This is a genomic window from Streptomyces lasiicapitis (genome assembly GCF_014646335.1).
GTDB classification, from domain to species: Bacteria; Actinomycetota; Actinomycetes; order Streptomycetales; family Streptomycetaceae; genus Streptomyces; species Streptomyces lasiicapitis.
Window position 1 is genome coordinate 433,824 of the sequence record NZ_BMNG01000007.1, and the last position, 23,752, is coordinate 457,575.

Consider the following 23,752-nt stretch of genomic DNA (forward strand, 5'->3'; position numbering starts at 1 on the left):
GGCAGGGAAAGGTGGGGAGACCCCGGGCAGGGAAGGTGGCAGGAGGCATGGAGCCCGTCGAGGCGCTGAACCGCATCGCCTTCCTGCTGGAGCGCGCCCAGGAGCCCACGTACCGCGTACGGGCCTTCCGTACCGCAGCGGCCGTCGTCGAGGCGCTGTCCGCGGACGAGCTTGCCGAGCGGGTGCGGACGGGCGGCCTTGAGAAGATCAAGGGCATCGGGCCGAAGACGGGGCAGGTGGTGCGCGAGGCACTCGACGGTGAAGTGCCGGGATATCTCGCGCACTTGGAGGAGGAGTCCCAGGGGCCGCTGGTGTCCGGCGGTGCCCACATGCGCTCCCTGCTGCGCGGGGACTGCCATCTGCACTCCGACTGGTCCGACGGCGGCAGCCCCATCGAGGAGATGGGCCGGGCCGCCGCCGCGCTCGGCCACGAGTGGGCGGTGCTCACCGATCACTCGCCCCGCCTTACGATCGCCCGCGGCCTCTCGCCGGACAGGCTGCGGGAACAGGTGCGCGTGGTGGCCGAACTCAACGAGACCTGGGCGCCGTTCCGGCTGCTCACCGGCATCGAGTGCGACATCCTGCCCGACGGCGGCCTCGACCAGGAGCCCGAACTCCTCGCCCTGCTCGATGTCGTGGTGGTCTCGGTCCACTCCAAGCTCCGCATGGACGCGCCCGCGATGACGCGCCGCATGGTGAAGGCCGTGCGCAACCCGCACGCGGACGTCCTCGGCCACTGCACCGGGCGGCTCGTCGTGGGGAGGAGCGGGCCGGGTGGGCGAGGAAAGTCGGAGAACCGCGGGCCCGGCCGGCCCGAGTCCGCCTTCGACGCCGACGCGGTGTTCGCGGCCTGCGCGGAGTCCGGCACCGCCGTGGAGATCAACAGCAGACCCGAGCGCAAGGACCCGCCACGGCGCCTGCTGCGCCGCGCCGTCGAGGCAGGCGTCCTCTTCGCGATCGACACCGACGCCCACGCGCCCGGCCAGCTCGACTGGCAGCTCATCGGCTGCGCCCGCGCCGAGGAGTGCGGTGTGCCTGTGGAGCGGGTGGTGACGGCGTGGGGCGTTGATGAGTTGCTGGCATGGACGGGGCGGTCGGGGGCGTAGCACCGGGCCTGTCCGGAGGTACGGCAGCCGACCCGTGGCCGGCTGCCGTACGCGGGTCAGTACACGCTGACGCCGTACGCGGCGAGCGCCTCCCGTACCGGCTGGTGGATCGCGGAGCCGTTGGTGCCCGTGCAGCCCGAGCTGCCGGAGTGGATGCCGAGGGCGACCGTGCCGGCGAAGTGGGCGCCGCCGCTGTCGCCGCCCGCGGAGCAGGCGGTGGTGCGGACCATGCCGTGGACGGGGCCGTCGCCGTAGTTGACGGTGACGTTGACGGCCGTCACGGAGCCGCTCGTCACCTTGGTGGTGGAGCCGCTCTTCTTGATGGCCTGACCGACGACGGCGTCGGCGGCGGAGGAGATCTCCTGGTAACTGCCGTTGTAGAGATTGACGTTACCGGCGGGAGAGGAGCCGTTGGTGTAGCGGACGATGCCGTAGTCGTTGGTCGGGAAGCTGGTTCCCTCGCGCACGCCCACGGCCGCGCCGCCGGACGTGGCGGACCAGTTGGCGCTGATGTTGGTGCAGTGGCCCGCCGTGACGAAGTACTTGGTGGTGCCCTTGGAGACGTTGAAGGCGGCCGAGCAGCGTGAGCCGCCGCCGTAGATGGCGTCGCCGCCCGCGACCTCGCGCTTGAAGGTGCCGGGGACGCGGCTGACGCGTACGGCGCCGTCGAGGGAGTCGGCGACGGCGCGCAGCCGGGCGAGCTCACGGGCCGAGACCGACTGGTCGGCCTGCACGGCTATCTGGTTGGTCCGCGGGTCGACGCCCCAGGACGTGCCGGTTATCCGGGCGCGGGACTCCAACGCGTCCATGGCGGAGTCGAGTTGGGCCGCGCTGCGCTGCACCCGCTTGGGGGTGGCGCCGTTGGCGCGGACGCGGTCGGCGGCGGCGTCGCTGGTGACGGTGACGACCAGGTTGCCGGTTTTCCGGTCGAGGTAGGTGCCCGCGCTGTCGTCGCCCAACTGCCGCTCCACTTGGGCGGCGAGGGCGTTGACGCGGGAGGCCGACGAGGAGGGGGAGGCGGTCGGTTCGCTCTGCGCGCCGGCGGGGGTGGCGCCGAGGGCGAGGGATCCGGTGACGAGGAGGGCGGACAGGCCCAGACGCGCACAGGTCGTGCGTCTCATGTGGGGGGCTCCTTTGACGGTGACGTGTGACGTACCGCGGTACGCGTGGGACGTACCGGAAAGGAACGTGGCATGGGCGCGTCAACCGCGCAAGGGTCTGGACCTGTCGCGTCCGGATCATCCCGATGATCCCGGCTACGAGGGGGTCGCGCGGGGCAAGTCCGGGTTCACTGTTCCCCGTTCACCGGTCCCGTTCGCCGGTCCGCGTTCGCCGGGATGTCTCGGAGTTCTCCGGTACTCGTACTCACCGGGATGTCACGGAGTTCACCGTGACGTGGCGGACGACCCCACCGTCGGCAGGTAGCGCGGTGCTCGCCAGGCCTTCAGCCGGTGCTCCACCGCCGCCCCCAGCGACAGCAGCTTGCCGTCCTGGTGGTCACCGGACATGAGCAGCAGGCCGACCGGCAGTTCGTTCACGGTCCCGGCGGGCACCGAGAGGGACGGGTAACCGGCGACGGCCGCGGGAGTGGAGGACGGGATGACGTCGTTGTCGCCGCGGGCGCAGTCGGTGGTCCAGGCGGGCGGGTTCGTCGGCGCGGCGATGGCGTCGAGGTCGTGCGCGGCCAGGGTCTCGTCGAGGGAACGCTGGGAGAGGTCCTTCAACTCGGCCCGCATCGCACGGTACTTGGGGTCGGTGGTGGGCGGCGCGGCGAGGGCCTGCTCGAACAGTTCCTGACCGGCGAAGCAGGTCTGCTCCGCGGGGTGGGTGCGGTTGAACTCGATCAGCCCGGCGAGGTCCTTGGGCCCCTTGCGCGTACCGAGGTAGGCGTCGATGTCGCGGTGGAACTCGCTCAGGAGCGCGGGGAATTCGAGCTCGGCGAGGCGTGCCTGGTACGGGGGCGTCACTTCGACGACCACGGCTCCGGACTTGCGCAGCTTGTTCGCGGTACGGGTCATCACCGCGTCGACGTCCGGGCCGAGGGAGGGGAGGCGCCAGAGGCCGATTCGCTTGCCGCGGAGGCTGGTTGCGGCGCCTTTGGCCCCCTGGAGGTCGCCAAGGCCGCCCGCCGCGCCACCGCGCGCACTGTCGCCCCCGCCCCCACTGAGCACCGCCAGCGTGAGCGCGGTGTCGATCACGTTGCGCGCCATGGGCCCGGCCGTGTCCTGCTCGGCGGAGATCGGCACCACGCCCGACTGGCTGACCAGTCCGAGGCTGGGCTTGTGGCCGACGATGCCGTTCATCCCGGCCGGGCACACGATGGAGCCGTCCGTCTCGGTGCCGATCGCCACCTGCGAAAGGGACGCGGCGAGCGCGGCGGCCGAGCCGGAGGAGGAGCCGCACGGGTTCCGGTCGAGGACGTAGGGGTTGTTGGTCTGCCCGCCCACCGCGGACCAGCCCGATGTCGGCTTCGCCGCGCGGAAGTTGGCCCACTCGGACAGGTTGGTCTTGCCTAGGATCACCGCGCCCGCCTTCCGCAGCCGGGTCACGAGCACGGCGTCGGTGTCCGGCGGGCTCCCGGCCAGCGCGAGCGACCCTGCCGTGGTCGACATGTCGCGGGTGTTCACGTTGTCCTTGAGCAGGACGGGAATGCCGTCCAGCGGCCCGAGAGTCTCACCGCGCCGGTGCCGGGCATCGCTGGCGGCCGCCTGCCGCAGCGCGGTCGGACTGGTGCGGAGCACCGAGTGAATCTTGGGATCGACGTTCTTGATCCGCCCCAGATAGGCCCTCGTCAGCGCCGCCGAGGTCAGCGAACCCCTGCCCATACGCGCCTGCAACTCCGGAATCGTCACCGTGTCGAGGTCGACCCCCAGCCCCGGTGACGACCCGGCCGACGGCGCCGACGGGTCGGTGCCGCGCTCGGCGGCCACCGCCCCCGGATTCGGCACACCCGTCAGAAGCGATCCCGCGACGAGCGCGGCGGTCAGTGTGGCAATGCTCCTCTTCCCCATGCGGCTCAGCGGACTACATGGGCAGCTCCTGACGCAAGGGGGCGCGGCCACGCGCGTGCCGTCGACGGGAACCCTCTGAGCAACGCCAACCGCACTTGGCTACCTGGCTGTTGCGGTGCGAACCCCCAGGGCGATCAGCACAGCTCCCGCCAGCCGACTGATCCCCCGCCGGAACCAGGATGTGTCCAGCATCTCGCGTGCCGCGGCCACCACCGACGCCCAGAGCAGCAGCCACACGAGGACGATGACGACGTGCGCGACCGCGAGCGCCGCGATCTGTGGGGCGACGGGGTGGCTCGGGGCGAGGAAATGCGGCACGAGCGTCAGATAGACCGACGAGGCCCTCGGATTGAGGACGTTGGACCACAGGCCCTGTCCGAATCCTCCGAGCTCGGCCCACGGCATGCGTCGCCTCCCCCGGCATGCCGGTTCGAGGCTTCGCCGTCTCCCCCGGTGCGTCGATTCGGGGCTCCGCCGTGCCGAGCACCATGTAGCGACGCCCAACCAGATGAGATAGGCGGCACCGAGGATCTTCACCACGGTCAGCGTCCGGGCCGACGTCATGACCAGGGCCGACAGGCCGAGCACGGCGAACGTCGCGTGCACCAGCAAACCGCACACCGTGCCGCATGCGACGAGCACGCCATCACGCCGCGAACCGGCGATCACCTTCTGGGTGACGAGGGTGAAGCTCGTACCCGGAATGAGCGTGAGAGGAGTGACGGCGAGCATGAATGCGAGGACCTGCTGCCACTGCACACCGCGAGCCTAGGGCACCTGGCTCTCACCCCGTCAGCCGCACCGGCAGCCTCCCCACGCTGTTGCCCACGAAGCTTGCGTGGCGTGGTAGTTCGGCTTCGGGAACCGCGAGGTCGAGGGCGGGGAAGCGGGTGAACAGGCGGTCCAGGGCGATCGTCGCCTCCATGCGGGCCAGGGGTGCGCCCAGGCAGTAGTGGGCGCCGTGACCGAGCGAGAGGTTGCGGGCCTGCCTGGTGACACGGAAGAGGGTCGCGTCGGGGCCGTACGCCGCCAGGTCGCGGCCGGCCGCGGAGTAGCCGGCGAGTACCGGGGTGCCCTTGGGGATGCGCGTGCCGTCCAGGGTGAGGTCGCGGGTCGGGTAGCGGAACGGGAAGTAGCTGACCGGGCTGTCCCAGCGCAGGGTCTCCTCCACCACGTCCGGCCAGTCGGCCTTGCCGGAGCGGACCAGGTCGAGCTGGTCGCGGTGGGCGCACAGGGCGCGCACCGCGTTGGTGATCAGGTTGAGGGTGGTCTCGTGGCCCGCGATGACCATCAGGATCAGGGTGCCGATCAGCTCCTGCGGGTCGAGCCGGTCGCCGTCCTCCTCGCGGGCCGCGATCAGCGCGCTGGTCAGGTCGTCACCGGGGCGCTCGGCTCGGCCGGCGGTCACGGCGGCCAGCACCTCCGCCATCTCACGGTTGGCGGCCACCGCCTCCTCGGGCCCAATCGACGTACTCACCACCCGGTTGGAGAGATGGTGCAGGCGATCCTGGTGCACCTCGTCCACCCCGAGCAGTTCGCAGATCACCCGCATCGGCAGCGGGAGCGCGAAGTGCGTGCGCAGGTCGGCGATTCCGTCGCCTGCCGCTGCCGCAGCGGCGAGGTCGTCCAGGAGCTCGGCGGTCAGCGCCTCGACGCGCGGGCGCAGAGCCTCCACCCGGCGCGCGGAGAACGCCTTGCTCACCAGCGACCGCAGCCGCCGGTGGTCGTCGGCGTCGGCTGTCGTCATGCCGCGTACGGTGGCAAATGTCCGCAGTGGCCAGCCGTCGGGTATCCCACCCTCCCGCAGCGCGGTGAAGTGCTCGGCGTCCTTGGCGACATCCGGGTGGGCCAGGAACTCCTTCAGCGCCTCGTGCCCCAGCACCGCCATGCCCCGCACATCCCCGGGGAGCACGACCTCGGCCACGGCGTTCTCGGCGAGAAGTCGGGCGTTGTCCGCGTGCGGGCAACCCCCGGCCGGGTCCATCCGGTGCTGCGTACGACGACGTGAAGCGCTCAAGGGTCTCTCCGGGGTGGGAGGAGGGAGGGCGTTCATCGGGCAGTGAATGACAGTCGACGGCAGTCAGTAGGGGCACTTCGCAAAGGCGTTGGGGCACGTCATTGTCCCGCAGCTGCCCCGTACCCCGGTAGGTCGCACGCCCGATACGATCACGACCAAACGGGCCGGGAGACCAGGGCCCGTGACCCATGAGGCACTAGCAAGTTGGGGGAAATTCCCTATGGCGAGATCCGGGTTCGTGCGTTCGGCGACCGTGGTCGTCAGCAGTGTGGTGTTCGCCGCGGTGGGGGCGACGCACGCGGTGGCCGAGCCGGCCAAGACCACGTCGGCCGACCCCGCGGCCGTGCGCGCGGCGCTGGACAAGACGGTCGCCGCGGGCGCGCCCGGCGCGTTCGCGGTGGTCCGCAACCACGGCGGCGACTCCACGGGCGACCAGAAGATCGCCGTCGGCAAGTCCGACCTCGGCGGCACACCGATGAACGCCGGCTGGCGCTTCCGCGTCGGCAGCAACACCAAGATGTTCACTTCTGTCCTGGTTCTGCGTCTCGCGGAGCAGGGCCGCATCGACCTGGACAAGCCGCTGCGCGAGTACCTCCCCGCGGGCACCCTGCCGACCGGCTGGGACATGACCGGCCGTCAGGTGCTCCAGCACCGCTCCGGTGTCTACGACCACACCAACGACCTCCTCGAGCAGGCCGGCGAAGAGACCACCGCCGCCTTCGAGAAGCGCATCCGCAACACCGTCTACACGCCCGCCGAGCTCGTCGCGCTGTCCGTGAAGCACGGCCAGCAGTTCACGCCGGGCTCGCGCTACTCGTACTCGAACACCAACTACGCCCTCCTGGGCATGGCCGTCGAGAACATCACCGGCAAGTCGTACGCGAAGAACCTGAGCACGCAGATCATCAAGCCGCTCAACCTGCGCAAGACGTCCTACGTGGTCCCCAAGAAGACGATCGCCGGGGCGCACGTCACCGGCTACCTGACGAACGACGACCGCACCAAGCCGCTGCTCGACTCCACCGAGCAGAACGGCTCCTGGGTGGGCAGCGCGGGCGCCGTCATCTCCTCCGCCGCCGACCTCGACCGCTTCCTCGCGGCGCTCATGGCCGGCAGCTCCGGCGGGCTCGTCTCCGACGAGTCGCTGCGGCAGATGACGAGCACGCAGCCCACGCCCACGGCGAACGTCTCCTACGGCCTCGGCCTGCGCGAGATCAAGCTGTCCTGCGGCAAGGTGTACGGCCACGGCGGCATCGTGCAGGGCTACCAGACGCAGTCCTTCGCCACCCGCGACGGCAAGCGGACGGTCGTCGTCTTCGCCAACGCCTCCAACAACACTTCGGTGACACAGGGTCTCACCAACACCCTGGAGCCCGCGGTCTGCGGCACCAAGCCCCCGGCGGCCTCGAAGTTCCGCTCGGCCGACGCGGGCGGCGCCCGCCCCGGGTCGACCGCGCCCGCGGTCCCCGTGGTGGACGACACCCGCTTCTAGGAACTGGCCGGCCGACTCGGCCGTCAGCGGCACAAGGCCGTGTCCACGACACGCTCGACGTGCTTCATGACGGCCCCGTCGGCCGGCTGGGTCGTCACCGCGACGTTGGCGGTACGGCCCTCGATGGTGACCCCGCCCCGGGTCTCGTAGCCCGTGGTGCTGCCGCCGTGGCCCCAGTAGACACCCCCGCACGACAGCGGGGTGCTCACCAGGCCCAGTCCATAGCGGGCGCCTTCGGCGAAGGGCGCGCCGGCCGGGACGGTCTTGCGCATCTCGGCGAGCTGGGCGGGCCGGAGGAGGTCGCCGTGCAGGAGCGCGCCGTAGAACCGGTTGAGGTCGGAGTTGGTGGAGATCATCTGGCCTGCCGCCCAGCCCCATGAGGGGTCGAACTCCGTGACGTCGAGCGGGGCACCCGCGGCGTCCCGGTCGTAGCCCTTGGGGTGGGGTTCCCTGATGGTCACGTCCCCGGGGGCGGGGAAGTAGGTGTGGCGCAGCCCGGCGCGCTTGATGATGCGCCGGTCGATCTCCTCGGCCACGGAGTGTCCTGTGACCTTCTCGATGATCATGCCGGCGAGCACGTAGTTGGTGTTGCTGTACTCCCACTTCTTCCCGGGCGCGAAGTCCGCCTTGTGCTGGAGCGCCGCGTCGAGGAGGTCGCGCGGGGAGTAGTACCGGGGTTCGTCGGCAAGGTACTTCACGTAGTTGGGCAGCCCGCTGGTGTGCTGCAGGAGCTGACGGACCTTGATGTCGCGCCCGTCGATCCCGTCCCCGCGGACGAGGCCCCGCAGATACGTCTCCACCGGGGCATCGAGTCGGACCTTGCCCTCACCGACCAGTTGCAGCATGACCACCGCGGTGAACGTCTTGGTGTTGCTGCCGATCCGCACCTGTCCGTCCCTGGGCACCTTCGCGCCGGTGGCGAGGTCGGCGACACCCGCGGTGTAGGTACGGGTGCGGCCTTCGCTGTCGCTGACGCTGGCGAGTGCGGCGGGCACGCCGTCGGACTGCACCAGCGCGTCCAGACCCTGCCGGACGGTGTCCGGCCGCTCGGCGGCGAAGGCCGCGGGCGGTGCGAGGGCGCCCATCGTCATGACGCCCACGGCCACCGCGACCGCGGCCGGCACCACTGCGCGCCGACCGCCCCGCCGCCGACCTGAGGACTGAAATTTCTGCGACGCCTGCTCACGCACGTGCGAACTCCTACGGAATCGTCGGGAATCCAGTGGCATATGCCGTGCCCCTGGTGGTTCCCAGCATTTCCGGATGCGCCCGCCCGGCACGATCCCGGTACCCACCTGGCTCCAGGTAGGGCTAACCCCCGTGTGCCCTGCGGCCCCTGCCGCTCAGTGCGCGCGCACGACCTGCGGCCTCGTCAACGCCTCGCGCGCCGGATCGTCAACCGGCCCATCCCCATGGCCCCGGAGATCCGGATCTTCGGCCCGCCGGGACGGGAGGGCCGCCCGCTCTTGTCGAGCGTCTCCTTCCACACGGCCTGCACGCCCTCGAAGTCGACGATCGCGTCGTGCGGCACCGTGATCTTGGATCTGCCGGTGCCGAGGTGCAGTTCGATGTCGACCACCGGGTGCTCGATGATCGCCCGGGACAGGTCCAGATGCACCCGTCCCATCGCGGACTGGACCTTGAGGGTGCGCGGGACCCGCCACTCGCCGCGCCGCCGGATCCGTCCGCTGAGGGCGCCGATCGTGGACGTGGCGCCCTCCTTCTCCGGCGGGAGCGAGGCGAGGAGCGGCGCGAGTTCCCCGTGGGTCTTGGCGGTCAGCACCTGGCCGAGGCGGTCGTCCATCTCCTCGTGCGCGAGGTGCCCTTCGGCGTAGGCCTCCCGCAGCCGCCGCACGGCCTCGTCGCGGTCGTCCTCACCGAGCGGTGTCGTCGGGTCCTTCGGCAGCGAGGTCACCGTTTCACTCTAATTGCTGTACTGACGAGGCGTACGCGCCGAGGTCCGCGGCGGGCAAGGCGCGCGATCCCGTTAACACAGCGCATCCGTGCACCTACGCTCTGACTCGAAGGTGTGTGGCCGGGCAGCGGTCGGGGCACTGGATGACAGGCACGGGGGCGGGCGGCATGGGATTCGGGTTCGGGCAGCGACGCGGCGGGCAGTTGCCCGTCGAACGGACCAGCTTCGTCGGGCGGGACGCGGAAATCGCCCTGGTCCAGGAGGCGTTCACACAGGCGCCACTGGTCACCCTGGTGGGACCCGGCGGTGTGGGCAAGAGCCGTACGGCGCTGCGGGCGGCCGGCGGGCTCGGGGAGCGGTTCCCCGACGGGGTGTGGCTCGCGGAGCTGTCGGCGCTGCGGGATCCGGAGCTGGTGCCCGCGACGCTCGCCGCCGTCCTCGAACTGCCCGAACAGCCGGGCATGGAACCGCTCGACGCGGTGGTCGCCCACCTGCGGGGACGGCGGCTGCTGATCGTCCTGGACACCTGCGAGCACCTCGTGGACGCGTGCGCGATGCTGTGCGACGTCCTGTTGCGGGAGGCCGCGGACGCGTGCGTGCTCGCCACCAGCAGGCAGCCGCTCGACGTCCCCGGCGAGCAGTGCCTGGTGATCGCGCCGCTCGCGGCCGAGGACGCCGTCGAGCTGTTCGTGCAGCGCGCCATCGCCGTGGCACCGGGTTTCGCGGCCGACGAGGACAACCGGGCCCAACTGAGCGCCCTCGTCGGCCGCTTGGACGGAATCCCGCTCGCCCTGGAACTCGCGGCGGTGCGGCTGCGGGCCGTGCCGCTGTCCCACCTGGTCGCCCGCCTCGACCAGCGCTTCGGCGTGCTGACCGGCGGTCGGCGCACCGCTCTCGCACGGCATCAGACGCTGCGTACGACCATCGACTGGTCGTACGAACTGTGCGTACCCAAAGAGCGCGAACTGTGGCTGCGGCTTTCGGTGTTCGCCGGATCCTTCGAGCTGGGCACGGCGGAGGAGGTGTGCGCGGGCGGTGAACTGGCGCCCGAGGACGTCCTGGAGACGCTGGTCGGGCTCGTCGACAAGTCGGTGGTGCAGCACCTCAGCGGGGGTGCGGGGCGCTACCGGCTCCTCGACACCCTCCGCGCGTACGGCGCCGAGCAGTTGGCGGGGACGGACCACGCGGCATCCGTGCGGGAGGCGCACTTCGCGTACTACCGCCGCCTGGGCCAGCGCCTGTGGGACGAGCTGTTGACCGAGGCGCAGGTCGGTCTCTACCGGACGGCGCGCGCCGAGGCCGCGGACATGCGGGCCGCCTTGGGCTACGCGTACGCCACTCCCGGCCGCGCGCGCGAAGGGCTGTGGCTGGCCGCCCAGTTGGCGTCGTTCTGGCGAGCCGCGGGGACGCTGTCGGAGGGGCAGTACTGGATCGACAAAGGGCTCGCCCAAGTGCCCGAGGACTGCTGGGAGCGGGCCTGGGGGCTGCTGCTCGGCGGGGTGCTCGCCGTGTGGGGCGGTGATCTGGCAGTGGCGCCGGGCCGCTTCGAGGAAGCGCGTGAGGTGGCCGAGCGGTGCGGCGAGGAGCGCGTGCTGCTGTTCGCCGAGCCGTATCTCGGCGCGATGCGCGCGCTCGGCGGCGAGGTGGAGGAGGGTCTCGCCCGCCTGGAGCGGGGGCGGCAGGGCATCATGGCGGCCGGTGATCCGCTGGGCATCAGCGTGATGCACTGCGAAGGCGCCCTGGTGCGGGCCGTGTTCGGCGACACCGACGGGGCCCTCGACCTCTGCGAGACCGGACTCGCCCACCTCAAGGACACCGGGGACCGCCAGTTCTACGCCACCACGCTGATGGTGCAGGGCATAATCCTGTGGCTCGCGGGTCGGCACGAGGACAGCGCTCCGCCGCTGCGGCGCGCCCTCGACGCGGCGAGCGAGGTCGGCGACGTCCTGGTGGCGGCGCTGTGCTGCCTGGGGCTCTCCTGGTACGCGGGACGGCAGGAACGGTATTCCCGGGCGGCGTGGCTCCTCGGGTACGCGGAGGGCGCCCGCCGCCTCAACGGCGACCCGGTGGCGATGCTGCCCTCGCTCCTGGAGCAGCAGGAGTCGGCGCAGCGGACCGTACGGGAGGCGCTCGGCGCCACGGCGTTCGAGCGCTGGCACGGGGTGGGGGCACGGATGACGGGGACGGAGATCCTGGAGGCGGTGCGCGCGGACGCGGACGTGCCGCCGTCTGCCCGCCTCGTACCCGGCGCGCGTCAGGGGCGCCCGGCCGACTCCCTCACCCCGCGCGAACGCGAGGTCGCCGAGCTGGTGGCCCGCGGCCTCTCCAACCGCGAGGTCGCCGAACGCCTCGTGATCTCCAAGCGGACCGCGGACACGCATGTCGAGCACATCCTCACGAAGCTCAGGCTGCGGTCGCGGGCGGAAATTCCCGGGGTGTTGGAGGACTGAGGCTCCCGGGGTGCGGGAGGGCTGAGGCTCCCAGGGTGCTGGAAGGCTGGGGCCTCCGGGCCAGCTGCGGGCTGACGCTCCGTGGGTGGCGGGGGCGGCGTACGTACGTAGCCCACCCCCCCGACGTTCCGCCGCGCGCCCCCGCACTCCCCACCCGGCGCCGACGCTACGTATACCGATCCCGGCAGGTTACGGATGCCGGGACACCCGGCCGTTCGCCACGCTGAGGCAGCCGCCCGGGGGCCGGGAGCGTGGTGGGCGCCGGCAGCGAGGAGCGGAGCCCCCGCTGCCAGGCACGGGCGCCCGTACCGCCTCCCCCCTCAGGCGGTGCGGCGGGCGGACGGCTGCTCACGTCGGCGGAGCAGCCGCCCGTCCTGTTCCGCGTCACGGGGCGCCCGCCGCGCCCCGTGACATCCAAGGCGCCGTGCATGGCCATCCGACCTTGCCTGCATACGATCGCCACATGGCCCTCTTCCGCGTCGAACGCGCTACCCCGCTCGCTCCGGACGAGGCGTGGCGGCGCCTGACGGACTGGCAGCGGCACGGCCAGGTGGTGCCGCTGACGCGGGTCACCGTTGCCGGGGGCCCGCCGTACGGCGAGGGCACCGTGTTCACGGCACGCTCCGGGATCGGGCGGCTCGCGTTCGACGACCCGATGGAGGTGACCGTCTGGCGGCCTCCGGAGGCGGAGGGGCGGGCCGGGCTGTGCCGTCTGGTCAAGCGGGGCTCGGTGGTGACGGGGTGGGCGGAGATCGAGGTGCACGGGCAGGGCGGGGGCTCGCGCGTGATCTGGCGCGAGGAGCTACGGGTGCGTGGGCTTCCCCGGTTCCTGGACCCGGTGCTGGCGCGGGTGGCCTCCTGGGTCTTCGGCCGGGCGGCGGGGGCACTGCTGGCCTCGCGCTAAGCGCCAACCGGCCACCACCGACCGCCGACCGCCGACCGCCCCAGGGCCTACCAAACGCCACTCCCCCGCGTCAGCCCGCCACCTTCTCCCACACCGACACATGCTTCGTGCTCTCGCCGGTGAACGGCGTGCGTGACCACTCCCCCCACCGGTCGCGCAGCCGCATCCCGGCGAGCCGCGCCATCAGATCCAGCTCGGCCGGCCATACGTACCGGAACGGAATGGACGAGTGCGCGGCCTTGCCGTCGGTGATGGTGACGTAGTGGGAGCTCATGGCCTGGGTCGCCACGTCGTACGTGTCGAAGGCCCACTGTGTCGGGCCGATGCGGAACGGCACGGCGGTCTGGCCGGGCGGCAGGCGGCGCAGGTCTGGCACGCCCACCTCGACGACGAAGGTGCCGCCCGGGCGCAGATGCTCGGCGGCGTTGCGGAAGCAGGCCACCTGGGCGTCCTGCGTCGTGAGGTTGTTGATGGTGTTGAAGACGAGGTAGGCGACCGCGAAGGTGCCCGGCACGCGGGTCGTGGCGAAGTCGCCGATGGTGACGTCGACGGAGTCACCGCCGGGCTTGTCCCGCAGACGGTCCGCCATGGCCCGGGACATCTCGATGCCGTGCACCGGAACGCCACGGGCGGCAAGCGGCAGCGCGATCCGGCCCGTGCCGACACCGAACTCCAACGCCGCGCCGTCACCCGCCAGTTCGGCGAGCAGATCGACCACCGGGTCCACGGCCTCGGGCCGGAACATGTCCGGCGACGACTCGTCGTAGGTCGCCGCGATGTCTTCTCCGAAGTATCCGTCCGCATCAGGCATCCCTGGACGGTAGTGCCGGTGGCGGTGCCGGTGCGCGTGAATTTCCGCGCCAGGACGCGGCCCTTGTACGCCTCACCAGCCAAACCCGACCCGAAAGCCTGTTGACTCCCCAGCGGCCCCGGGCGGAAAGTACCGCTGACCGGCTTGTCATGTTCTTGTCCACACCCTTCAGGCAAGAGGTGAGCCTTGTTCCTCCGCCGTACACCCATACGCCGCGCCAGAACGCCTCACACCCAAGCCCGCCAACCCCACCAGCGCACGCGAAGCGTCCAACGTGCCCGCCGCGCAGGCCTCCTCGCCGCGCTTCTGGGTCTCCTCCTCTCCCCGCTCGCCGTCGGCCCCGCACAGGCGGCCCCCGAACCCACCGACCGGCCGCCCCTCGTGCGGCCCATCGACCCGCAGCGCTGGCAGAACCCCGACGACATGACGTGGGCCGACTACCGGTCCGTGCCGGGGACCGACTGGGCCGATCCCGAGCTGGAGCCGACGAAGCGGACGTTCAAGGGCGCCCTGGTCCTGCTCGACTACCCCGATGAGGAGTTCACGGCCAGCAAGCCGGCCGGGTCGAGTCTGTTCGGGAATCCGCAGGTCGGCGCCTCGGATGTGCCGCGCAGTCAACTGCCCGCGTTCTACCGGGACTTCCTCAACAAGCCCGGGGCGCTCAACCGCGGCCACACCATCAACGAGTACTGGATGGAGGACTCCGGCGGCCGCATCGGCGTCGACCTGACCTCCTTCGGCGTGTACCGCATGCCGCACAAGTCGTTCCAGTACGGCATCGAGCCGCAGATGAACCCGGGAGCGTGCCCGAGCGGCAGCACCTGCGGGAAGAACATCCGCACCGACGGCAAGGCCGCCTGGGTCGCGGACGTCGGCGAGGGTGAGACCGCGAAGTACGACTTCATCTTCTATCTCACGGCCGGACAGGACGAGTCGTCCGTGTGGCAGGAGTTCGGGCAGATGAAGTTCGCCTCGCCGCAGGACGTACCGACGAAGTGGGGCCCGCCCGCGCCCATCGCCACGGGCGGCAACTCCGCCAACACCCGCTACGTGCCGTGGACTTCGTGGGCCGCCGCCGCCCGCATCTGGCCGAACGCCTCGAACGGTTCCTCCACCCAGGCCGAGAGCTCCGGCATGGGCGTGTACGCCCACGAGCTCAGCCACATCCTGGGCATCGCCGACAACTACAACAATCCGTACGGCACACCTCTGCGCCGCGCCTACACCGGGATCTGGAGCATGCTGTCGCGCGGTTCGTTCAACGGCCCGGGCGGCCCGCACACCCGCTGGCACATCCCGGCCACCAACGGGGCCTCGATGGGCTCCCAGCACGTCCTGCGCGACAAGCTGAAGCTCGGCATCGTCGACGAGAAGAACGTGCTCCGGCTCGACCGTGACGCGCTCAAGGACTCCGGCACGGTCGTCGCCCGCGTCACCGCGCGCTCGGCGCCGCCCGGCGACAAGGGCCTCAGCGGCGTCAACATCGCCATGGGCCGCGATCTGTCCCCCTTCTGCGACACGGCCAAGGACCCGCTGTGCGACGGCGGCGGCTACGACAACTACACCGTCGAGGTCGTCGACCGCATGGGCATGGACTCCTTCACGCCCGACAACGGCGTGCTGCTCAGCAAGACCAAGAACGAGGACCGGGCCCCGTTCGCCTGGGTCGTCGACTCCCACCCCGAAGACATCGACATGGTCGACTACAAGCGCCCCGACGGCACCCCGCAGAAGATCACCATGGGCGACTACCGTCAGCTCAGCGACGCGCTGCTGCACGCGGGGGCGGACTCCGGCAGCGAGTACGAGTACGTCGACCGCGCCAACCGGCTGCACTTCTACGTACTGGACCTGCGCCGCACCCGCTCCGGCGTCCTTTCGTACACCGTCGCCGTGAAGTCCCTGGACGGCGCGGGCCCGCAGCGCCGCGGAGCGCACCTGAGCCGCGGCTACGCCAAGGGCGATCCCTCGCGCCGGGCGCAGTGCACCTTCGACCTGGACAACACCGGGCGCGCCGCGCCGCCGCAGCAGCCCGGTCACCCGGAGAACGTGGACCGGTACCTGTCCTCCGACGTCTACCGCCTGTCGGCCAAGGCCTCCGGCCGCGGCTGGAACGCCTGGCTGCCCAACCGGCTCGCCACCGCGAGGGCGGGCGACTCCGTCGAGGTCGACGTCGCCGTGACCGCGCGGCCGGGCGCCGAGCGCCACAACCGGGTCACGCTCACCGCCCGGTCGGAGAGCGACCCGCGCAAGACCGCGAAGGCCGTCTGCACGCTGATCAGGAAGTGAGGCCTCGGTGAGAGGGGGGCGGCCGACGGCCCCGCGCCGCCGGCCGCCCCTCCCGCGCCCGGCGGACGCGTGGCCGACGGCTGCGGCGCGCACGCGCGGCCGTCAGCGGAAGCGCGGACACGTGGCCGTCAGCAGAGGCGTGGTCGTCATCACCCCCCGGAACCGGCTCCCACGCTCCCCGTTCCTCCTAGGCTTACGCCTGGAAAGGTGGGAATGATGGACATACCAAACGTCGTAGGGGACTGGCAGGAGTATCAATCCAAGGAATGGGCCGGGCTGCGTGTCCGCCTGCACCACCTCCGCAGGGCCACACCACAGCGCGGGCGCGACGAGGACGCCAAGGGGCTGACGTATGTCGCCTTCGACGTCACCTTCGACAACCGCGGTTCCACGTTCTTCAACATCGATCTGTACGACCACCCCCGCCACTACGACGTGCGCGTGGGCCGGGACGGGCACGGCGCCTTCGTCGACGAGTTCGGCGGCGCCGTGATCCGCGACTTCAACCTGTATCCGCAGCGCCGTGTGACGGCCACGCTCTACGCGGCCGCGCCCGCCGCCAAACTCAAGCAGCTCGACATCCAGATCGGCCCGCAGATCGACGACGAGCCCGCGTTCGGATACGTGTGGACCGGCGGCCTCGGCGTCCACGAGGCCTCCACGCGCACCGGCGGCCGCGCTTCGACGGCCAGGACCGGGGTCGCCAGCGAAGTGGAGCGGTTCCTTCAGGACAGCGCGGGCGACTGAGCCCGGCCGGGGAGACGGCCGGGCTCAGTCGGCGAGCGTGCTCAGTCGGTGGGCGTGCCCGGTCGGCGACCGTCGCTAGTTGGTGAGGGTCACGCAGGGCAGGCCCACGCTCGCGCCGCCGCGGAAGCCCTCGGCGCAGAGCCGGGTGCCCGCCGGGAAGTGCCGCTGCGGGTACGCCTGGTCGCGGTACGTGCGGAACTTGGCGACGTCCTCCACCTTGGTGTTGGCGCTCCAGCCGTTGGTGGTCCACACCCGGGCGGAGATGCGGTTCGGCTGGTTGGTGTTGGTGACGGACACCTCGACCCGGCCGAGGTAGGTGCCGTTGTCGTACGTCTCGATACAGACGGAGTGGTTGCACCACTTGCCGGAGGCCGCGGCCGGGGGGCCCGCGACGACGACGCAGCCCAGGGCGGCGGCCAAGGCTCCGATTCCGGCGGCGAGCTTCTTGGTGATGGTGTACATGGCGAGCACTCCTTCGAGCGTGCTTCACGGCCCCGCGGCGAGGCGATGAAGGCTGACGGTTCGGATCCCTACGGTCGGCCGACTCCCTCTGGTTCGGCCGACCCGAGCGGACCAACGCGGGGCAAGATCATGAGTTACGCCGCGTCCCCCTCCAGGGCGTCCGCCCCGGCGGCGCCCTTGGTCAGCAGTGCTCCACCAGCCACTCCAGGGCGGCCGTACCCGAGTTGAGGACGGAGATGTGCCCGTCCGCCGGCTTCAGCCACAGTTCCGCCGCCGGGCAGCGGTGCGCGAGCCACTGGCCGTGGGCGCTCGGGGCCACCCGGTCCGCGCCGCCGTGCAGGATGAGGACGGGGGCGGTGACATGCAGCGGGTCGAATCCCCAGGGGGCGACGTACGCCAGGTCGTCGTCGATCAGTCCGGCGGGGCCGGACACCACGGCCGGGCCGACCACCTTCTCGAACCACGACCACTCGGCGGCGAGCGCCGCGTGGTCGGCCGGCGCGAACATCTCCGGGTCGTACTCTGCGGCCGCCTCGTGCGCCTCCTTCGCGGCGCGACCCGCCACAGCCGCGCGCAGCGATGCCACGCCGGAGTCCGACATGCCCGCGCACCAGTCCGCAGGGCCCCCGGCGCCGTACGGAGCGAGACCCGCCACGCCGACCACGCAGCGGACCCGGTCCGCCAGCAGCGCACCGCACGCGAGGGTGTGCGGGCCTCCTCCGGAATGGCCCATGACCGCGAAGCTGTCGATGCCGAGCGCGTCGGCGACGGCGCGCACGTCGGCGGCCGCCGACGCCACGTCCCGGCCCGGCACCGGGCTCGAACCGCCGTATCCGGGACGGTCGTACGACACCCAGCGGACGCCGAGCCGGGACGCGGCCGGGAACAGGGGCCCGGGTGGCAGGCCGATGTTCGGGGTGCCGTGGTGCCAGATGACGGTGCGGCGGGGGTCGGCGCCCGCGGCCCCGGTGTCGTAGAGGTGCACCTGACGCCCGTCGTCCAGCCGCAGGTCGGTCTCCGTCACGTACACGCTGTCGCTCCTGCCTCGTCATCCCGAAAACGACCGGAGCCCGGTCGACCGAAGTCGACCGGGCTCCGCGGCGTCATCCTGAGGCCGGTGCTACTTCCCGGACCTCATGTGGCGCCGGTGGTTTACCTGCCCCACGTGCCCTGGTTCACGGCGCAGTTCCAGCCGTTGCCGCGGACGCTGAACTTGACCTTGTAGGAGTTCTTGTTGAGCAGCCGCGAGCGCACCTGCACGCCGAGGCTGGCCTTCTTCTTGAGCGTCTTCTTGTAGACGGTGACGGTCTTCGACGTCTTGTGGGTGACCTTGCCGCCCTTCGCCTTGGCGGTGCCGAAGCGAACGTTCTTGACGTTGGTGACCGTGAACTTGACGTTCTTGAAGCTCTTGGTGCTCTTGTTCTTCAGGCCGAAGTACAGGCCGTTGCCCGTCACCCAGCCGCCCGAGCCGATGTAGAACCTCGACGTGTAGACGATGTCGATGGGGCAGCCGGCGCTGCGCGGCGCGACCTTCGACGCGGACGAAGCCGACGGTGCCGCGGACGACGCGGATGCGGAAGCAGCCACTCCGAGCTGAGCGGCGGTGATCGCCCCGGCCGTGGCCAGGACAGCGGCGGACGTGCGCATGCGGTTCACTACGGTTTTACCTCTTCCCCCTGTGGCCCCTTGTGGGCCCGACTGACAGCACAGCGCGACGCGTTCACACCGGACGATCCACGTCCCCGCGGCGCGCCCCGTATTCCTAGCACGAGGACGACGCGAGAGAACAAATGAGCCATCAGGTGACGCAGCACCGTGACAGAAGCCGGACAATCGTAAATCATGCGGCGGCGCCCGCGAGCACCGATTTCCTCCAGGCCCCGGCGACCTCCACCATTGGTCACAAACCGTACGTGTTGCTCTTCTTGGCCAGCGCCCAGACGTAGTACCACTGGCTGTCGCGCAGCGCCCGCGGACCGCCGTCCGCCATGGCCTGTACGACGCCCCACACCCCGCCGGCGCCCGCGACGCCGAGCACGGCGAGCGCTTCGTTGAAGGCGGGGCCGTACACCGCCACGAGGGTGGCGCCGACGGTGCCGATCGTGGCGCCGGTGACGGCCACCGCCCGCTTGCGCCGTGCGGCCGTCAGCTGCGACTGGACGCCCCGGATCTCGCTCTCGATCCGCTGCCCGATCCTGACCATCTCGCGTTCCGACTGCTCCGCGTTCAGGGCGTCGTCGAGGCCCAGGAACGCGTCCCGCAGGAAGAGACGGAGCTGGGCGTACGAAGCGAACTCCTGCACCGTGATCTCGCTGAAGTCGCGCAGCGTCACGCCGTCGACGAACGGCAGATCGATCCGCAGGACGGGCCGCACGACCTGGCTCGCGACGGGCGAGGCGTCGAACTCGCCGACGACCTTTCCGTCCTGGACCAGGAAGTCGAGGTACGAGGGAATGTCATGGCTCTCGTCGCGGCGGATCGTGCGTACCGAACTCGCCCCCGGGCCTCGGGGGCTGATGGTGCTCTCGCCGTCGACCCAGTAGTCGGGCATGTACCAGGCGAGGCCGGACTTGAGCAGGGGTTCCGCATCGGTGATCCACTGCCCCAGGGCGTTCAGGTCGCGGCACGTCATGTAGACGGCGGACGTGCTTTCGCGCGTGGACAGGGCGAGGCCGCTGAGCGACGGGTTCGCCCCCACCGGATAGTTCGTCGTGCTCGTCGTTCGCCGCGGAAAGATGCTGTGGCAGCTCCCCGTCCCGCGGTGCGACAGCAACAGGGTCTCGGCGACGAGCGCGCTTCGTTTGGTGAGGGTCGCGAAGTCGCCGTCGGCCGCTTCGAATCCGATGTGGAAGTGCGCCCGCGACCGCTTCTGGCTGCGCGCCAGCCGATGGGCCAGGGCGCCGCCGTAGAAGTACTGGCCGTACTTCTTGGCCATGAGCTGCGGATCGCCGCGCTCCGCCGGGGACATGGCCGCGAAGAGACCCCTCATGTGCTTCGCGATGTCGGGGTTCTGGGCGGGCTGCTTGCGTCTGAACACGCGCTTCGCCAATCCGCTTTGGCTGTGTACGGGCTGCCCCTCAAGGGGCCCGGGAGTCAGCCAGCGTACTGAACGCCGGGGCGGTGCTGCGCGTGGCTTGACTCCGTCGTCACGGGAGCGGCTGTGGCAGGTGCAATGGATGAGGAGTGGATTGGTGGTGGATGAACACCACCTGATCCAACGCACAGCCCAATCTGTCGAATCTGTTCGGGAGGAGACACCCCTTGGCAACCAACGAGCAACCCGTGCACGGCACTTCGGCTCCCACGCCCGAGGAAGTCGGGGCGATGTACGACCAGTTCGGCGATCTTCTGGCCATGACGCTCGGGTCCGCGGCCGTGCACATCGGCATGCTGGTCCCGCACGACGCGCGCACCCCCGTCACCACGCTCGTCGGTCTCGCCGATCTCGCGCAGGACCGGCAGACCGACTTCTTCGTCGATACGCTCCGTCCCCAACCGGGCTCCCACGTCCTGGACATCGGCTGCGGCACCGGCGGCCCCGCGCTGCGCCTCGCGGAGCGCACCGGCAGCCGGGTCACCGGCATCACGGTCAGCAAGGCGCAGCTCGCCCGGTGCGAGGAACGGCGCGGCGGCCATCCGGCCGGCGAGCGCGTGGACTTCGCGTACGGAAACGCCATGGAACTCGGCCATCCCGACGCCGCGTTCGACGCCGCTTGGTCGATCGACTGCCTCCCCCATCTGTCCGACCGGCCGCAGGGGCTGCGCGAGGCGCTGCGGGTGCTCAAGCCCGGCGGGCACCTGCTGTTCACCGAGTTCACGGTGCGCGGCACGCCCACCGAGGAGGAGACGGCGGCGTTCACGAAGCTGTGGACCTGCCCGCCGCTGCGGTCCTTCAGCACGCTCGTCGGCGAGGTCGAGGAGGCCGGTTTCCGGATGGCGCGGGCGCAGGACATGACGGCCAACGCGGTGCTGAGCTCCGAGCTGATGGCTGTGCTGTACGCGGATCGGCGGGCGGAGATCGAGGAGCGGTTCGGCAAGGAGGCGCTGGCCGCCACGGATCCGCTGATGGGTCCGTACCGCGAGTTCTGCCGGGACCATGTGAACTATCACCTGGTGCTGGTACGCAAGCCGGACGCGGCGTAGCCCGCCGTCCCCGCCCTCCCCCTTCGCCGGCAGGCGATGGCATCTAGCGGCAGGCGTCGACCACCTCGTCGAACGTGTCGAGGAGGCCGAGGAACGGGTCCCTCCCCCACGCCCGCACGGCCAGCGCGGCCGCCAGCACCGCGGCGCCGTGCGCGGCCGCCGCACCGTCCCGCCACGAGGTGCGCAGGTGCATGTCGTCCCCGTCGGCCCAGGCCCGTACGGCCTGGGTCACGGCGAGTTCGTGGTGGGGCGGCCCGGCGGCGGCGATGGTGTCGGCCGCGCGCACCACGTCCGCGGGGGTGAGAGTGCGTGGGCCCGACATCACGATGCCGACGACCAGACGCAGGATGTCCCCCGTGACGGAAGGGAGTTGGCGGGCCACGGCGTGTTCGGCCCCGTCGAGGGCGGCGGCGACCGCTGCGGCGTCCCCGCGCGCGTAGGCCCGTACGAGCGCGAGACCGCGGCGCATCGCCTCCCGGCCGGACGGGTCGCCCGGCACCACCGGCAGCTCGTCCCTCCCGTCCGCCTCATCCCTCCCGTCCGCCTCGTCGCGGTCGGCTGCCCAAAGCGCCCCGTAGGGGTCCAGTGGTGAGCGGTACGACGTCATACCCATTCCCCTTTCGCAGGACGTGACCCGATCCTGCAACTTGAAGTGCACTCGAGGTCAAATCGGCCGACGTACGCCCACGAGGCCCGCACACCCGGCGAGAGCGCTGGCGGACCTGGCGTGTTCGACCGAGAATTGCCCGGCGACCGGCCAACGGGCCGCCGCACATGGGGGGTTGGGATGCGAGGCGTGGTGCTCGGCGGGCGCTATCAGCTGCGGGAACCGCTCGGTTCCGGGGGCATGGGCACCGTATGGCGGGCCACGGACCAGGTGCGGCAGCGCGTCGTCGCGGTGAAGACGGTGGTCGGCCACGGCGGGGCGGAGACCTCGGAGCTCGCCCGCAGGTTCCGCCGCGAGTTCAGGGTCGCGTCCCTGCTGAGCAGTCCCCACATCGTCGAGGTGCACGACTCCGGCGAGGCGGTGGTCGACGGCCGCCCGCTGTTGTACCTCGTCATGGACGAGATACCCGGCGAGCCGCTGAGCCGTCTACTCACCGCGCGCAGACCCACGCTCGCGGAGATCGCCCGGTGGGGCGGCGAGATCTGCGAGGCCCTTTCCACCATGCACGCCGCGGGCATCGTGCACCGGGACCTGAAACCCGCGAACGTCATGATCGGTCCCGACGGGCACGCGACCGTACTGGACTTCGGCATCGCGCGGCTCGACGCCGACGGCATCGACCTGACGACTCTCACCGGCACCGGTCATGTACTGGGCACCCTCGCCTACATGTCCCCGGAGCAGGCAGGTGGAGCCAAGTCGCTCGACGCGCGCAGTGATCTCTACTCCTTGGGCTGTCTGCTGTACGCGACGCTGGTCGGTCGGCCTCCCTTCGCCGAGGGGCCCTGGCAGCGGGTGCTGCGGCAGCATCTCGAAGACGCGCCCGCACGCCCGAGTGCGCGGCGCCTAGGGCTCCCTCCCGCGTGGGACTCCCTGCTCCTCGATCTCCTCGCCAAGCAGCCTGGGGACAGGCCGCCGAGCGCGGGCGCGGTGCGGGAGCGGATCGCGGAGCTGCCTGTTCCGCGGGACGCGCCGCCCGAGGCGGGGCCCGCGGCCGGGACCGCTCGCGGTGCGACGGCGGTCGACGCTGAGGTCGCGACGGTGGTCGACCCCGACGCGGTGACCCGCGACGCCCTCGCGAGCCCACCCCGTGAAGCCGAGGCGTCGGCACCGCCACACCACCCGCCCACGCGACTCGCGCCCTCCCCGCGCCCGACACCCCGCGTACTCCCTGGCGACGAAGTGATCTCCCGAAGCCTGACCGGCGGCCAGGTCCTTGCCTTGCTGACCGTCGTACTGCTCGTACTCGGCGGACTGATCACGCTCATCCTCATCGCCTCGGGCCGCGAGACCGGCCAGTCGGCGGGAACGTCCGCGCTGATCACGGCAGCCGGGCTCGGCACATTCGTCGTGTCCGGCTTCCTCTACGGCGGATACGTCTATACGTGGAAGCCGCGCCGGGAACGCCTCCAGACGACACGCCAACTCGAGGCCAAGCTCGCACAGGCCGCGAGGGAACGGGCCCAGGCCGACGAGGAGCAGGCGGCGGCCAGTGGCGCCGGGACCCCCGCCCACCAGCAGGCGGTCGCCACGGTCTCCGCCGCGATACAGGACAACAGGCCTCTGTGGGTGGGCTACGAGCACCACAACAGCATCTGGTGGATCCACGTCCACCCGGTGTGCTTCGCCGACGGCGACCTCGTGAGCGTCACCGTGACATCGAGGGAGCGGTACCTCATCGCCGAATTCCGGCTACGGGCGACATCCGACGTGTCGCCTCCCGGAGTGTGACCGGCTG

20 protein-coding genes are annotated in these 23,752 nt (G+C 71.2%); 8 read left to right on the forward strand and 12 right to left on the reverse strand.

What is annotated here, in order from left to right:
- Positions 1–47 precede the first annotated feature (47 nt).
- Positions 48–1,106, forward strand: coding sequence for a PHP domain-containing protein (locus tag IEY91_RS18230; RefSeq protein ID WP_189174794.1), 1,059 nt, complete (start codon positions 48–50; stop codon positions 1,104–1,106).
- Positions 1,107–1,162: 56 nt separating this feature from the next.
- On the opposite strand, the gene IEY91_RS18235 is transcribed toward IEY91_RS18230, so the two are convergent.
- From IEY91_RS18235 to IEY91_RS18250, 4 genes are all read right to left on the reverse strand, one after another.
- Positions 1,163–2,227, reverse strand: a complete 1,065-nt coding sequence (locus tag IEY91_RS18235; RefSeq protein ID WP_189174795.1) for a S1 family peptidase — start codon at positions 2,225–2,227, stop codon at positions 1,163–1,165.
- A gap of 264 nt (positions 2,228–2,491) precedes the next feature.
- Positions 2,492–4,117: an amidase gene (locus IEY91_RS18240; protein WP_189174796.1), complete on the reverse strand. Its 1,626-nt coding sequence runs from the start codon at positions 4,115–4,117 to the stop codon at positions 2,492–2,494.
- A gap of 99 nt (positions 4,118–4,216) precedes the next feature.
- Positions 4,217–4,876 carry a LysE family translocator gene (locus IEY91_RS18245; RefSeq protein ID WP_189174797.1) on the reverse strand — a complete coding sequence of 220 codons (660 nt, stop codon included), beginning with the start codon at positions 4,874–4,876 and terminating at the stop codon, positions 4,217–4,219.
- Between the two features lie 25 nt (positions 4,877–4,901).
- Entirely contained in the window at positions 4,902–6,101 is a 1,200-nt protein-coding gene (locus tag IEY91_RS18250; RefSeq protein WP_229697064.1) for a cytochrome P450 family protein, read from the reverse strand.
- 253 nt (positions 6,102–6,354) lie between these two features.
- Here IEY91_RS18250 and IEY91_RS18255 point away from each other — a divergent pair, with 253 nt between their 5' ends.
- Positions 6,355–7,626, forward strand: a complete 1,272-nt coding sequence (locus tag IEY91_RS18255; protein WP_189174799.1) for a serine hydrolase domain-containing protein — start codon at positions 6,355–6,357, stop codon at positions 7,624–7,626.
- A gap of 23 nt (positions 7,627–7,649) precedes the next feature.
- Here the strand turns inward: IEY91_RS18255 and IEY91_RS18260 are convergent, their stop codons facing one another.
- A complete protein-coding gene (locus tag IEY91_RS18260) occupies positions 7,650–8,816 on the reverse strand; it encodes a serine hydrolase domain-containing protein (RefSeq protein ID WP_373287972.1) in 1,167 nt (388 codons plus the stop codon).
- Between the two features lie 182 nt (positions 8,817–8,998).
- Positions 8,999–9,541, reverse strand: a complete 543-nt coding sequence (locus IEY91_RS18265; RefSeq protein WP_189174801.1) for a DUF1707 SHOCT-like domain-containing protein — start codon at positions 9,539–9,541, stop codon at positions 8,999–9,001.
- Between the two features lie 167 nt (positions 9,542–9,708).
- On the opposite strand from IEY91_RS18265, the gene IEY91_RS18270 reads away from it, so the two are divergent.
- Both IEY91_RS18270 and IEY91_RS18275 read left to right on the forward strand, forming a co-directional pair.
- Complete coding sequence (locus IEY91_RS18270; RefSeq protein WP_189174842.1) at positions 9,709–11,991, forward strand: LuxR C-terminal-related transcriptional regulator; 2,283 nt, start codon at positions 9,709–9,711, stop codon at positions 11,989–11,991.
- A gap of 463 nt (positions 11,992–12,454) precedes the next feature.
- Entirely contained in the window at positions 12,455–12,895 is a 441-nt protein-coding gene (locus tag IEY91_RS18275) for an SRPBCC family protein (RefSeq protein WP_189174802.1), read from the forward strand.
- 70 nt (positions 12,896–12,965) lie between these two features.
- On the opposite strand, the gene IEY91_RS18280 is transcribed toward IEY91_RS18275, so the two are convergent.
- On the reverse strand, positions 12,966–13,706 hold the full coding sequence (locus IEY91_RS18280) for a class I SAM-dependent DNA methyltransferase (protein WP_189174803.1): 741 nt from the start codon (positions 13,704–13,706) through the stop codon (positions 12,966–12,968).
- Between the two features lie 381 nt (positions 13,707–14,087).
- Between IEY91_RS18280 and IEY91_RS18285 the strand changes: the two genes are divergently transcribed.
- Together IEY91_RS18285 and IEY91_RS18290 are read left to right on the forward strand one after the other, a co-directional pair.
- Positions 14,088–15,995: a M6 family metalloprotease domain-containing protein gene (locus IEY91_RS18285; RefSeq protein WP_229697055.1), complete on the forward strand. Its 1,908-nt coding sequence runs from the start codon at positions 14,088–14,090 to the stop codon at positions 15,993–15,995.
- A gap of 213 nt (positions 15,996–16,208) precedes the next feature.
- Positions 16,209–16,742, forward strand: a complete 534-nt coding sequence (locus IEY91_RS18290) for a hypothetical protein (RefSeq protein WP_189174804.1) — start codon at positions 16,209–16,211, stop codon at positions 16,740–16,742.
- Positions 16,743–16,817: 75 nt separating this feature from the next.
- Here the strand turns inward: IEY91_RS18290 and IEY91_RS18295 are convergent, their stop codons facing one another.
- The 4 genes from IEY91_RS18295 to IEY91_RS18310 form a co-directional block, all read right to left on the reverse strand.
- A complete protein-coding gene (locus IEY91_RS18295; RefSeq protein ID WP_189174805.1) occupies positions 16,818–17,204 on the reverse strand; it encodes a hypothetical protein in 387 nt (128 codons plus the stop codon).
- A gap of 181 nt (positions 17,205–17,385) precedes the next feature.
- Complete coding sequence (locus tag IEY91_RS18300) at positions 17,386–18,234, reverse strand: alpha/beta fold hydrolase (protein WP_189174806.1); 849 nt, start codon at positions 18,232–18,234, stop codon at positions 17,386–17,388.
- Positions 18,235–18,356: 122 nt separating this feature from the next.
- Positions 18,357–18,851, reverse strand: a complete 495-nt coding sequence (locus tag IEY91_RS18305; protein WP_229697056.1) for a hypothetical protein — start codon at positions 18,849–18,851, stop codon at positions 18,357–18,359.
- Between the two features lie 253 nt (positions 18,852–19,104).
- Positions 19,105–20,241 carry a hypothetical protein gene (locus IEY91_RS18310; protein ID WP_189174807.1) on the reverse strand — a complete coding sequence of 379 codons (1,137 nt, stop codon included), beginning with the start codon at positions 20,239–20,241 and terminating at the stop codon, positions 19,105–19,107.
- Positions 20,242–20,465: 224 nt separating this feature from the next.
- On the opposite strand from IEY91_RS18310, the gene IEY91_RS18315 reads away from it, so the two are divergent.
- Positions 20,466–21,347 carry an SAM-dependent methyltransferase gene (locus IEY91_RS18315; protein ID WP_189174808.1) on the forward strand — a complete coding sequence of 294 codons (882 nt, stop codon included), beginning with the start codon at positions 20,466–20,468 and terminating at the stop codon, positions 21,345–21,347.
- Between the two features lie 43 nt (positions 21,348–21,390).
- On the opposite strand, the gene IEY91_RS18320 is transcribed toward IEY91_RS18315, so the two are convergent.
- Complete coding sequence (locus IEY91_RS18320) at positions 21,391–21,954, reverse strand: hypothetical protein (RefSeq protein ID WP_164327548.1); 564 nt, start codon at positions 21,952–21,954, stop codon at positions 21,391–21,393.
- Positions 21,955–22,134: 180 nt separating this feature from the next.
- Here IEY91_RS18320 and IEY91_RS18325 point away from each other — a divergent pair, with 180 nt between their 5' ends.
- Positions 22,135–23,745, forward strand: a complete 1,611-nt coding sequence (locus tag IEY91_RS18325) for a serine/threonine-protein kinase (RefSeq protein WP_189174809.1) — start codon at positions 22,135–22,137, stop codon at positions 23,743–23,745.
- Positions 23,746–23,752: the final 7 nt, after the last annotated feature.

What these genes read in the sequence shown, in the direction of transcription:
- IEY91_RS18230 (WP_189174794.1), top strand. Translation starts at nt 48, where the DNA reads ATGGAGCCCGTCGAGGCGCTGAACCGCATCGCCTTCCTGCTGGAGCGC.
- IEY91_RS18235 (WP_189174795.1), bottom strand. Translation starts at nt 2,227, where the DNA reads ATGAGACGCACGACCTGTGCGCGTCTGGGCCTGTCCGCCCTCCTCGTC.
- IEY91_RS18240 (WP_189174796.1), bottom strand. Translation starts at nt 4,117, where the DNA reads ATGGGGAAGAGGAGCATTGCCACACTGACCGCCGCGCTCGTCGCGGGA.
- IEY91_RS18250 (WP_229697064.1), bottom strand. Translation starts at nt 6,101, where the DNA reads ATGGACCCGGCCGGGGGTTGCCCGCACGCGGACAACGCCCGACTTCTC.
- IEY91_RS18255 (WP_189174799.1), top strand. Translation starts at nt 6,355, where the DNA reads ATGGCGAGATCCGGGTTCGTGCGTTCGGCGACCGTGGTCGTCAGCAGT.
- IEY91_RS18270 (WP_189174842.1), top strand. Translation starts at nt 9,709, where the DNA reads ATGGGATTCGGGTTCGGGCAGCGACGCGGCGGGCAGTTGCCCGTCGAA.
- IEY91_RS18275 (WP_189174802.1), top strand. Translation starts at nt 12,455, where the DNA reads ATGGCCCTCTTCCGCGTCGAACGCGCTACCCCGCTCGCTCCGGACGAG.
- IEY91_RS18280 (WP_189174803.1), bottom strand. Translation starts at nt 13,706, where the DNA reads ATGCCTGATGCGGACGGATACTTCGGAGAAGACATCGCGGCGACCTAC.
- IEY91_RS18290 (WP_189174804.1), top strand. Translation starts at nt 16,209, where the DNA reads ATGATGGACATACCAAACGTCGTAGGGGACTGGCAGGAGTATCAATCC.
- IEY91_RS18295 (WP_189174805.1), bottom strand. Translation starts at nt 17,204, where the DNA reads ATGTACACCATCACCAAGAAGCTCGCCGCCGGAATCGGAGCCTTGGCC.
- IEY91_RS18305 (WP_229697056.1), bottom strand. Translation starts at nt 18,851, where the DNA reads ATGCGCACGTCCGCCGCTGTCCTGGCCACGGCCGGGGCGATCACCGCC.
- IEY91_RS18320 (WP_164327548.1), bottom strand. Translation starts at nt 21,954, where the DNA reads ATGACGTCGTACCGCTCACCACTGGACCCCTACGGGGCGCTTTGGGCA.
- IEY91_RS18325 (WP_189174809.1), top strand. Translation starts at nt 22,135, where the DNA reads ATGCGAGGCGTGGTGCTCGGCGGGCGCTATCAGCTGCGGGAACCGCTC.